This window comes from Azohydromonas sediminis (genome assembly GCF_003574675.1).
Taxonomy (GTDB): Bacteria; Pseudomonadota; Gammaproteobacteria; order Burkholderiales; family Burkholderiaceae_C; genus Calidifontimicrobium; species Calidifontimicrobium sediminis.
The window spans coordinates 39593-50740 of sequence record NZ_QOAZ01000027.1 but is presented as its reverse complement, the minus strand read 5'-3'; the positions used below and the strand labels follow the sequence as shown (position 1 = coordinate 50740).

The window sequence follows — 11148 nt, the reverse complement described above, 5'->3', positions numbered from 1 at the left end:
GCGCGCAGGCTCATCGACGCGAGCGGGCGCGACATCCGGCTCGAGGTCGACGGTGGCATCAAGGCCGACAACATCCGCCGCGTCGCCGACGCCGGCGCCGACACCTTCGTCGCCGGCAGCGCGATCTTCGGCCAGAAGGACTACCGCGCCGTCATCGACGCGATGCGCAGCGCGCTGGCGGCACCGCGGGCGCCGTCGCCCTGAGTCGGCGCGCGGTCCGCCCCTTCCGGGAGACGACGATGAACGCACCGCTGTACTCGATCCCCGGCACCGCGCCCGTGGCGCCCGCGCCAGCGACCGAGACGGCGCAGGGCGTCGCGGCCGCGCGCACCGTCGGCGACGTCCTCGCGCAAAGCCAGGTCGAGGCCGTGATGGACGAGCTCGACCGCGACCTGATCGGACTCGCCCCGGTCAAGCAGCGCATCCGCGACATCGCCGCGCTGCTCGTGATCGACAAGCTGCGCATGAACCTCGGGCTGACCGCGCAGACGCCGAGCCTGCACATGTGCTTCACCGGCAACCCCGGCACCGGCAAGACGACGGTGGCGATGCGCATGGCCGAGATCCTGCACCGGCTGGGCTACGTGCGCAAAGGCCACCTGGTGGCCGTCACGCGCGACGACCTCGTCGGCCAGTACATCGGCCACACGGCGCCGAAGACGAAGGAGGTGCTGAAGAAGGCGATGGGTGGCGTGCTGTTCATCGACGAGGCGTACTACCTGTACCGGCCCGAGAACGAGCGCGACTACGGCCAGGAGGCGATCGAGATCCTGCTGCAGGTGATGGAGAACCAGCGCGACGACCTCGTCGTGATCCTCGCCGGCTACAAGGACCGCATGGACACCTTCTTCCAGTCCAACCCCGGCATGAGCTCGCGCATCGCGCACCACCTCGACTTCCCGGACTACTCGCCGGGCGAACTGCTGCAGATCGCCGACAAGATGCTCGCGGCGCAGAACTACCACTTCGGCCCCGGCGCGCGCGAGGCGTTCGACGAGTACATCCACCACCGCATCCGCCAGCCGCACTTCGCCAACGCGCGCAGCGTGCGCAATGCGCTCGACCGCGCGCGGCTGCGCCAGGCCTCGCGGCTGTTCGCCGAGCGCGACCGCGAGCTCACGCGCGACGACCTGACGACGATCGCCGAGAGCGACATCCGCGCCAGCCGCGTGTTCGGCGCCGCGGCCGACGATGCACGCGCCGCCTGACGGCGCTCGACTCACCGATCGCTGAGGCTGCGCTTAAGCAGTTCTGAGTGGCGCTGCGGCGCCAGATCCGTAAAGTCGGTGTCGACACCACATTCAGTATCGAGACCGCGATGGAAATCGGCCGCACGACCCTCAGCAAGTTCCTGATGCAGGAGGCCCGCCGGCTGGGCCTGGACACCGACCTGACCGCGCTGCTCAACGACGTGCAGACCGCGTGCAAGTACGTCGCGTCGGCGGTGGGCCGCGGCGTGCTCGCCGGCCACCATGGCGACGCCGGCAACATGAACATCCAGGGCGAGGAGCAGAAGAAGCTCGACGTGCTGAGCAACGAGCTGTTCATCTACCACCTCGAGTCCGGCGGGCACCTCGCCGGCATGGCCAGCGAGGAGATGGACGAGCCGCTGCCGATCAGCGAGGGCATCCCGCGCGGGCCGTACCTGCTCGTGTTCGACCCGCTCGACGGCTCGAGCAACCTCGACATCAACATGTCGGTCGGCTCGATCTTCTCGGTGCTGCGCGCCCCCGACATCAGCCGCCCGCCGGTGGAGGCCGACTTCCTGCAGCCCGGCACCAAGCAGGTCGCCGCCGGCTACGCGCTGTACGGGCCGTCGACGATGATGGTGCTCACGCTCGGCGACGGCACGCACGGCTTCACGCTCGACCGCGAGATCGGCGCCTTCATCCTGACGCACCCGCACCTCAAGGTGCCGGCCGCGACGCAGGAGTTCGCGATCAACACCAGCAACGAGCGCTTCTGGGAGCCGCCGGTGGCGCGCTACGTCGAGGAGTGCATCCAGGGCAAGACCGGCCCGCGCGAGAAGGACTTCAACATGCGCTGGGTCGCCTCGATGGTCGCCGAGGTGCACCGCATCCTGATGCGCGGGGGTCTGTTCATGTACCCGAAGGACACCAAGGATCCGTCCAAGCCCGGCCGGCTGCGCCTGATGTACGAGGCCAACCCGATGGCGATGCTGATCGAGCAGGCCGGCGGGCGCTGCTCGACCGGGCGCGAGCGCATGCTCGACGTGCAGCCCACCGCGATCCACCAGCGCATCCCGGTGATCCTCGGCTCGCGCGACGAGGTCGACCGCCTCGACCGCTACCACCACGAGTACGACACCGGGCAGGACAAGCCATTCCGCTCGCCGCTGTTCAACACGCGCTCGCTGTTCTCGTCGTTCGCCCCCGGCGGCGCCAACTGAATTCCATCCTCGAGAGTCACGCCATGTCCCGCCGCCATCCCGTCATCGCGATCACCGGCTCCTCGGGCGCCGGTACGACCACGGTCACGCAGACCTTCCAGCACATCTTCCGGCGCGAGAAGATCAATGCCGCCATCGTCGAGGGCGACTCGTTCCACCGCTACGACCGCGCCGAGATGCGCGCGAAGATGAAAGAGGCCGAGGCCGCCGGCAACCGCCACTTCAGCCACTTCGGCCCCGAGGCGAACCTGTTCGAGGAGCTCGAGCAGCTGTTCCGTCAGTACGGCGAGAACGGCACCGGGCGCATCCGCAAGTACCTGCACAACGAGGAGGAAGCCGAGCCGTACAAGCAGTCGCCCGGCACCTTCACGCCCTGGGAAGACATCCCGCCCGACACCGACTTGCTGTTCTACGAGGGTCTGCACGGTGCTGTCGTGACCGACAAGGTCAACGTCGCCCGCCACGCGGACCTGCTGATCGGCGTCGTGCCGTCGATCAACCTCGAGTGGATCCAGAAGCTGATCCGCGACAAGACCAAGCGCGGCTACAGCCACGAGGCGGTCGTCGACACGATCCTGCGCCGCATGCCCGACTACGTGAACTACATCTGCCCGCAGTTCACGCAGACGCACGTCAACTTCCAGCGCGTGCCGCTAGTCGACACCAGCAACCCGTTCATCGCGCGCGACATCCCGACCGCCGACGAGAGCATGGTCGTGATCCGCTTCGCGAACCCCAAGGGCATCGACTTCCCGTACCTGCTGTCGATGCTGCACGACTCGATGATGACGCGGCCGAACACGATCGCGATCCCGGGCGGCAAGATGGGGCTGGCGATGCAGCTGATCTTCACGCCGATGATCCTGCGCATGATGGAAATGAAGAAGCGAGGCTAGGCCCACCGCCGAAGCGGCCTGCGGCCGCCTCCCCTCGCGGGGGCCACGCCGACGGAGCGGCGAAGCCGCATCGGCGGCGTGCGCCGGCAAGAGCTTCCGCTGCGCGGTTCGCCATCGATCCCACCCGCTGCGCCTGAAACGACACCCCGACACGACGACGCCATGACTCCCAGCCTCAAGACCCTCGCCGACGCGATCCGCATGCTCGCGGTCGACGCCGTGCAGCAGGCCAACTCGGGCCACCCCGGCGCGCCGATGGGCATGGCCGACATCGCCACCGTGCTGTGGCGCCAGCACCTGAAGCACGATCCGGCCGACCCGGCCTGGCCTGACCGCGACCGCTTCGTGCTCAGCAACGGCCACGGATCGATGCTGCTGTACGCGCTACTGCACCTGACCGGTTACGACCTGCCGATCGACGAACTCAAGCGCTTCCGCCAGCTGCACAGCAAGACGCCGGGCCACCCCGAGGTCGGCATCACGCCGGGCGTCGAGACCACCACCGGCCCGCTCGGCCAGGGCATCACGAACGCGGTGGGCATGGCGCTCGCCGAGGCACTGCTCGCCAGCACGTTCAACCGCCCCGGCCACCGCATCGTCGACCACCGCACGTGGGTCTTCCTCGGCGACGGCTGCCTGATGGAAGGCATCAGCCACGAGGCCTGCTCGCTCGCCGGCACGCTGGGCCTCTCCAAGCTGATCGCGGTGTGGGACGACAACGGCATCAGCATCGACGGCCACGTCGAGCCCTGGTTCAGCGACGACACGCCCAAGCGCTTCGAGGCCTACGGCTGGCGCGTGATCCGCGACGTCGACGGCCACGACGCGGCCGCCGTAGACGCCGCGCTGCGCACCGCGATGGACGACGTCGGCAAGCCCACGCTCGTGTGCTGCAAGACGGTGATCGGCCACGGCAGCCCGAACAAGGCCGGCACGCACGACGTGCACGGCGCCGCGCTCGGCGCCGCAGAGGTCGCCGCCACGCGCGCCGCGCTCGGCTGGCCGCACCCGCCGTTCGAGATCCCCGCCGAGATCCGTGCCGCGTGGGACCAGCGCGAAAAGGGCGCGAGCCTGCGCCGCCAGTGGACGCAGCGCTTCGACGCCTACCGCGCCACCCACCCCGACCTGGCCGCCGAGTTCGAGCGCCGCGTGATGCGCCGTGCGCTGCCCGCCGACTACCCACGCCGCAGCGCCGAGGCGCTGGCCAAGGTCGTCGCCGAGGCGGCGACGATCGCGAGCCGCAAGGCCTCGCAGAACGCGATCACCGCGCTGCTGCCGCTGCTGCCCGAACTGCTCGGCGGCAGCGCCGACCTCACCGGCTCGAACCTGACCGACGGCAAGACGAGCGTGCCGGTGCGCCGCGGCCCCGAAGGCCTCGCGGGCAACCACGTCAACTACGGCGTGCGCGAGTTCGGCATGAGCGCGATCATGAACGGCGTCGCGCTGCACGGCGGCTTCATCCCGTATGGCGGCACGTTCCTGACCTTCTCCGACTACGCGCGCAACGCGGTGCGCATGTCGGCGCTGATGCACCAGGGCGTCGTCTACGTCTACACGCACGACAGCATCGGGCTCGGCGAGGACGGACCGACGCACCAGCCGATCGAGCACATCGCGAGCCTGCGGCTGATCCCGAACAACCGCGTCTGGCGCCCGTGCGACGCCGTCGAGACCTTCGTCGCGTGGCAAGCCGCCGTCGAGCGCCGCGACGGGCCGACGTGCCTGATCCTGTCGCGGCAGAACCTGCCGGCGCAGATGCGCAGCGACGCGCAGCTCGACGCGATCCGCCGCGGCGGCTACGTGCTCGCCGGTGCCGACGCGCCGGCGCAGGTCACGCTGCTGGCCACCGGCTCCGAAGTGGCACTGGCGATGGCCGCGCGCGAACAGCTCGCGCAGGAGGGCATCGCCGCGCGCGTCGTCTCGATGCCGTGCTGCGAGGTCTTCGACATGCAGGACGCCGCGTACCGCGCGCAGGTGCTGCCGCGCGACGTGCCGGTGCTCGCGATCGAGGCCGGCGTGACGAACTACTGGCGCGCCTACACGGGCTTCGACGGCGACGTGATCGGCATCGACCGCTTCGGCGAGTCGGCGCCGGGCCCGCAGGTCTACGAGGCGCTGGGCGTCACGACGGCGCGCGTCGTCGAGCGTGCGAAGGCGCTCGCCGCGAAGGGCGCGCGATGAGCCGCCGCCTCGACCTCGGCGGACGCCTGCTGCAGCGGCAGGCGTACTGGCACGGGCAGCCGCTGGGCGCGGTGCTGTTCGACCTCGACGGCACGCTGCTCGACACCGCTGCCGACATCGCGCTCGCGCTCAACCGCGCCGTGGCCGAACACGGCTGGGGACCGCTCGCCGAGGCCGACGTGCGGCGCATGATCGGCCGCGGGGCACCGATGCTGGTGCACCGCGCCGCAGCGGCGCAGGGCCGCACGCTCGACGACGCGACGCACGCCGCCGTGCTCGAGCGCTTCTTCCACCACTACGGCGCGCTGCAGGACTTCGACGAGTGCGCCGCCGAACCGTACGGCGGCGTCACCGAGTCGCTGCAGCAGCTGCACGACGCCGGGCTGCACATCGCCGTCGTCACGAACAAGCAACAGCGCTTCGCGACCGGCCTGCTGCAGAGGCTGGGGCTGTCGGGCTCGGTCGACCTCGTCGTCGGCGGCGACACCTGCGAGCGCCGCAAGCCCGACCCGCAGCCGCTGCTGTACGCGTGCGAGTCGCTGCACGTGCCGCCGACGCAGGCGCTGATGGTCGGCGACTCGATCAACGACGTGCAGGCGGCGCGCGCCGCCGGCATCCCGGTGGTGTGCGTGCCCTACGGCTACAACGAGGGCCGCGACCCGCGCTCGCTGCCGTGCGACGCCTTCGTCGACACGCTGGCCGACCTGCCCGCGCTGCTGCTGCGCGAGGCGCAGCCGGCCTGATCCGCTTCCACACCCCACCTTTCGAGGACGACCCATGGCCCTGATCTCGCTGCGACAGCTGCTCGACCACGCCGCCGAACACGGCTACGGCGTGCCGGCGTTCAACATCAACAACCTCGAACAGATCCACGCGATCATGCAGGCGGCGCAGGAGACGATGTCGCCGGTGATCCTGCAGGCCTCGGCCGGCGCGCGCAAGTACGCCGGCGAACCCTACCTGCGCCACATGGTGCTCGCGGCCGTCGAGGCGCACCCCGACATCCCCGTCGTGCTACACCAGGACCACGGCGCGTCGCCGGCGGTGTGCATCCAGTCGATCCGCTCGGGCTTCACGAGCGTGATGATGGACGGCTCGCTGAAGGAAGACGCGAAGACGCCGGCGAGCTACGAGTACAACGTCGAGGTCACGCGTAAGGTCTGCGAGATCGCGCACGCGGTCGGCGTCTCGGTCGAGGGCGAGCTCGGCTGCCTCGGCTCGCTCGAGACCGGCGAAGCCGGCGAGGAGGACGGCGTCGGTGCCGAGGGCAAGCTCAGCCACGACATGCTGCTGACCGACCCGGCGCAGGCGAAGGACTTCGTCGCCGCGACCGGCGTCGACGCGCTCGCGATCGCGATCGGCACCAGCCACGGCGCCTACAAGTTCACCCGCCCGCCCACCGGCGACATCCTCGCGATCGACCGCATCGAGGCGATCCACGCCGCGGTGCCCGACACGCACCTCGTGATGCACGGCTCGTCGAGCGTACCGCAGGAGTGGCTCGAGATCATCCGCAAGTACGGCGGCGACATCAAGGAGACCTACGGCGTGCCGGTCGAGGAGATCGTGCGCGGCATTCGGTCGGGTGTGCGCAAGGTCAACATCGACACCGACATCCGCCTCGCGATGACCGGCGCGATGCGGCAGGTCTTCGCCGAGCAGCCGAGCGAGTTCGACCCGCGCAAGGCGCTCGCCGCCGCGACGAAGGCCGCGCGTGAGATCTGCAAGGCCCGCTTCGAGGCCTTCGGCTGCGCCGGGCAGGCGGCGAAGATCAAGCCGATCGCGCTCGACGACATGATCCGCCGCTACCGCTGACGGGGAGCCGACGATGGCCGCCGAAGCACCGCACGCCGAGATCGGCTGGGCCGCGCCGCCGTTCGCGCTGAGTGGCACCGACGGCCGCACGCACACGCTGGCCGAGCTCGCCGGGCCGCGCGGCACCGTCGTCGCGTTCATCTGCAACCACTGCCCCTACGTGAAGGCGATCCTGCCGCGGCTCGTGCGCGACGCGCGCGAACTGCGCGCGTTCGGCGTGCACGTGGTCGGCATCAACGCGAACGACCCCGCCGCGTACCCCGAGGACAGCTTCGAGCGCATGGTCGAGATCGCGCCGACGCTCGGCTTCCCCTACCTGCACGACGAGACGCAGCAGGTCGCGCGCGCCTACGGCGCCGTCTGCACGCCCGACTTCTTCGGCTTCGACGCGCAGCTCAGGCTGCGCTACCGCGGCCGGCTCGACGCCTCGCGCAAGGAAGCGGCGCCCGAAGGCACGCCGCGCGAGCTGTTCGAGGCGATGAAGCTCGTCGCGCTGACCGGCCGCGCACCCGAGGAGCAGCACCCCTGCATCGGCTGCTCGATCAAGTGGCGCGACGAGGGCTGACCCGGTGCCGCTGCAGGCGCTGATCTTCGACGTCGACGGCACGCTCGCCGACACCGAGCGCGAAGGCCATCGCGTCGCGTTCAACGCCGCGTTCGCCGAGCACGGCCTGGACTGGCACTGGGACGAGGCGCTGTACGGCGAACTGCTGCAGGTCGCCGGCGGCGTCGAGCGGATGGCGCACTACGCGCAGCGCCATCGCGGCCTCGGGCTCGCCGACGACGACCTTGCCGCACTGCTGAAGCGGCTGCACGCGAGCAAGACGCGCCACTACGTGCAGCGCGTCGCCGCCGGCGCGGTGCGTCTGCGCCCCGGCGTCGAACGGCTGATCCGCCAGGCGCGCCGCGAGGGCCTGCGCCTGGCGATCGCGACGACGACGACGCGCGACAACGTGATCGCGCTGCTGCAGGCCACGCTCGGCGCCGACGCGCCGGACTGGTTCGACGTGATGGGCACAGCACAGGAGGTCACGGTCAAGAAGCCCGACCCGGCGGTGTACCGCTGGGTGCTCGAGCGGCTGCGGCTGCCCGCCGACGCCGCGCTCGCGTTCGAGGATTCAGGCCACGGCGTCACGGCGGCGACGACCGCCGGCGTGCGCTGCATCGTGACCCCCACCGCGTACAGCGCCGGCGACGACCTCGGCGCGGCCGCCGTGCGGCTCGCCGACCTCGACCACCACCCCGACGACCCGGCACGCGCGGTCACGCTCGACGACCTGCGCCGCTGGCACGCCGCAGCGCCTTGCCCGCTTGCCCGAGTCGCAACCCCCGCCTCGGCTTGACAGCGCGCGCGCACCGTCGCACGCTTGCGGCGTCGTCCCCGCCCGCCGAGCCCCATGCGCCTTTTGCTCCATCTCGCCACCGGCCTGCTCGCCGCCGCCGTCGGCTCGAGTGGCGCGGCCAACCCGTTTCCCGACGCCGACCTCGCCAACGGGCGCAAGATCCACTTCGAGAGCAAGTGCGCCGCGTGCCACGAGGAGAAGACGGGCCGCGACGCGGGCTTCATCTACCTGCGCGACGAACGCAAGGTCAAGACGATCTTCGACCTCAAGCGCTACGTCAGCCTGTGCAACAGCGAGCTGCGGCTCGGCCTGTTCCCCGAGGACGAGCGCGACGTCGCCGCGTTCGTCAACCAGCAGTGGTACAAGTTCACGCAGTAGCCGCGCTCAGCGGCGCAGGCTCTCGCGCTCCATCTCGAGGTACACCGAGCGCGCGTTGAGCCGGTTGGCCGGCAGGAACGCCGGCAGCTTTTCCCAGCGCGACCAGTCGACGCGGTCGTAGGCGGTCTCGAAGTCGTCCATCGCCTCGGCCGCCTTGCCCATCGTCTCGCGCAGGTGGCGCAGGTAGTCGCGCGTGAGGGTCAGGTCTGCCATCACCCGGTCCGAGGCCTCGCCGTGACCCGGCACCGCAACGCGCGGGTTCACCTCGGCGATGCGGTCCATCGCCTGCAGCCAGCGCTTCGTGTTCGCGCCGACGACGAACGGGATGCGCCCGGTGAAGTACAGGTCGCCGGCAAACAGCACGCCGTCGTCGGCCACGTACATCATCAGGTCCTGCGGCGAGTGCGCGCCGCTGACGTCGATCAGGCGGAACTTCATGCCGCCGAACTCGAAGTCGATCGAGCCGCGCGTGCCGAACGCGAGCCAGCGGTCGGCCTCGACGGGCTGCGTCTTCTCGTCGACCCACGGGAACAGGTCCTGCCGGCGCTGCTCGAGCCGCGCCTTCGCGTCGTCACTGCCGACGACACCGCGCCCGGCGTCGTGCGCCCAGATCTCGGCGCCGATCGCCTTGAACGCCTGCGCGCCATAGTAGTGGTCGGCGTGGTAGTGGCTGACGATCACGCGACGGATCGGCTGCGGCGTCACACGGCGGATCGCCGCGATCAGTGCCTCGCCGAGCGCCGGTGTGCCGAGCGTGTCGAACACGACGACGCCGCCCGGCGTCACGACGAAGCCGGCATTCGAGTTGAAGCCGCGGTTGGCGGCCGTGGCCATCCCCGACTCGCCGAACACGGCCCAGCTGTGCGTACCGACCTGGCGCGGCTGCAGCACGAAGTCCTGCGCGTGCGCCGGCCATGCCGCCAGCGTCCAGCACCACACGGCAAATCCCCACCAGGCCCATCGGCATTTCCACAGCGCCGGGGCGACCTGCGGCACCGCAGCCAACTGCCGTCGTAAACCGGCCATCGTCACCCCCGTAGAGAACGGTAAAAACACTGAGTGATCATCGACGCAAATGATGCACGATGTGTGGACCCGATGCAGTGCCGGGTATCGGCACCCCGGTCACCCGCCCCCCTTGCGATCCCGTGCTCGGAGACACCGCCATGAAGACCCGTCATGCCCGTCTGCTGTTGCCCCTGCTGCTCGCTGCCGCCACTGCCACGTCGGCGTGGGCGCAGGATGCGATTAAGGTCGTCTACCACCTCAACGAGGGCGTCCAGCAGGCCAGCCGCGCGATCGGCAACATCCGCAACCACCTGAACGCCGACCCGAGCGCGAAGATCGTCGTCGTCACGCACGGGCCCGGCATCGACTTCCTGCTCGACGGCGCGAAGAACATGCAGGAGCAGCCGTTCGCCGGCGCGATCGGCGAGCTCGCGAGCCGCGGCGTGCAGTTCCGCGTGTGCAACAACACGCTGGTCAGCCGCAACATCGATCCGAACAAGGTCGTGATGGAAGCCAAGATCGTCCCGTCGGGCGTGGCCGAAGTCGCCAGACTGCAAGCCAAAGAGGGATATGTCTACCTGCGCCCCTGAGCGCCGGCGTCGAACGCCGCAGCCTCAGCCGCGGCGCGTCGTCGATGCGAGCCGCGCCCGCGCCTGCTCGAGTGCGCTGTCGAGGTAGCCGCCGTAGAAGTCCTCGCTGTAGCCGCGCAGACGCGGTGCCAGCTCGGCACCGCCTGGGCCGAGGAACAGCACCGTCGGCGCCATCGTCACCTTCCACTGGCGCGCGAGCGCGGCTTCGCGCACGGCTTGCCCCGACGCCGAACGCAGCTCGCCTTGCGAGCGCATGTCGATCTGAACCACCGGCACGCGCCCTTCGGCCAGCAGCGGCCGCAGGTAGTGGCGGCGAACGAGTTCGCAGTAAGCGCAACCGGCCAGCGTGACCATCACGACCAGCGGCTCGCCGCGCGCCGCCGCGGCCGCGGTTTCGCGAGCGAGGTCCTTCGCCGCGGGCAGCGCATCGCCGTGCGAACGGTCTTGCGGCTGCGCCTGCACGGCCCGCATCCCTGCGGTGGCGGCGACCAGCGCCACCATCAGCCGCCGTCGGTCCAGCCTGACCC

12 protein-coding genes and 1 pseudogene are annotated in these 11148 nt (G+C 70.5%); 11 read left to right on the top strand and 2 right to left on the bottom strand.

Translation table 11 applies throughout. From position 1 onward, the window contains the following. The 10 genes and pseudogenes from DRV96_RS13590 to DRV96_RS13545 form a co-directional block, all read left to right on the top strand. Positions 1 to 204: pseudogene (locus DRV96_RS13590) on the top strand (ribulose-phosphate 3-epimerase); the annotation flags it as partial. Positions 205 to 239: 35 nt separating this feature from the next. After that, entirely contained in the window at positions 240 to 1208 is a 969-nt protein-coding gene (gene cbbX, locus DRV96_RS13585; protein ID WP_119292014.1) for a CbbX protein, read from the top strand. 110 nt (positions 1209 to 1318) lie between these two features. After that, positions 1319 to 2410 (top strand): class 1 fructose-bisphosphatase, encoded by a 1092-nt coding sequence (locus tag DRV96_RS13580; protein WP_119292012.1) that lies wholly within the window; start codon positions 1319 to 1321, stop codon positions 2408 to 2410. Between the two features lie 23 nt (positions 2411 to 2433). Next, positions 2434 to 3306: a phosphoribulokinase gene (locus DRV96_RS13575; RefSeq protein WP_119292010.1), complete on the top strand. Its 873-nt coding sequence runs from the start codon at positions 2434 to 2436 to the stop codon at positions 3304 to 3306. 162 nt (positions 3307 to 3468) lie between these two features. Then, complete coding sequence (gene tkt / locus DRV96_RS13570; protein WP_119292008.1) at positions 3469 to 5487, top strand: transketolase; 2019 nt, start codon at positions 3469 to 3471, stop codon at positions 5485 to 5487. After that, positions 5484 to 6230, top strand: coding sequence for a phosphoglycolate phosphatase (gene gph / locus DRV96_RS13565; protein ID WP_119292005.1), 747 nt, complete (start codon positions 5484 to 5486; stop codon positions 6228 to 6230). The genes tkt and gph overlap by 4 nt, the downstream gene beginning before the upstream one ends. A 34-nt stretch (positions 6231 to 6264) precedes the next feature. Further along, positions 6265 to 7302, top strand: a complete 1038-nt coding sequence (gene fba / locus DRV96_RS13560) for a class II fructose-bisphosphate aldolase (protein ID WP_119292002.1) — start codon at positions 6265 to 6267, stop codon at positions 7300 to 7302. A 13-nt stretch (positions 7303 to 7315) separates the two neighbouring features. After that, a complete protein-coding gene (locus DRV96_RS13555; RefSeq protein ID WP_119292000.1) occupies positions 7316 to 7867 on the top strand; it encodes a thioredoxin family protein in 552 nt (183 codons plus the stop codon). Positions 7868 to 7871: 4 nt separating this feature from the next. Then, the gene (locus DRV96_RS13550; protein WP_119291998.1) at positions 7872 to 8645 is read left to right on the top strand and encodes an HAD-IA family hydrolase; all 774 of its coding nucleotides are present in this window, start codon (positions 7872 to 7874) and stop codon (positions 8643 to 8645) included. A gap of 54 nt (positions 8646 to 8699) precedes the next feature. Continuing rightward, the gene (locus tag DRV96_RS13545) at positions 8700 to 9023 is read left to right on the top strand and encodes a c-type cytochrome (protein ID WP_235823403.1); all 324 of its coding nucleotides are present in this window, start codon (positions 8700 to 8702) and stop codon (positions 9021 to 9023) included. Positions 9024 to 9029: 6 nt separating this feature from the next. Here DRV96_RS13545 and DRV96_RS13540 read toward each other — a convergent pair whose 3' ends face one another. After that, complete coding sequence (locus DRV96_RS13540) at positions 9030 to 10049, bottom strand: MBL fold metallo-hydrolase (protein ID WP_119292031.1); 1020 nt, start codon at positions 10047 to 10049, stop codon at positions 9030 to 9032. 140 nt (positions 10050 to 10189) lie between these two features. Between DRV96_RS13540 and DRV96_RS13535 the strand changes: the two genes are divergently transcribed. Then, a complete protein-coding gene (locus tag DRV96_RS13535; protein WP_119291995.1) occupies positions 10190 to 10621 on the top strand; it encodes a DsrE family protein in 432 nt (143 codons plus the stop codon). 24 nt (positions 10622 to 10645) lie between these two features. On the opposite strand, the gene DRV96_RS13530 is transcribed toward DRV96_RS13535, so the two are convergent. Continuing rightward, a complete protein-coding gene (locus DRV96_RS13530) occupies positions 10646 to 11122 on the bottom strand; it encodes a thioredoxin fold domain-containing protein (protein ID WP_235823402.1) in 477 nt (158 codons plus the stop codon). Positions 11123 to 11148 lie beyond the last annotated feature (26 nt).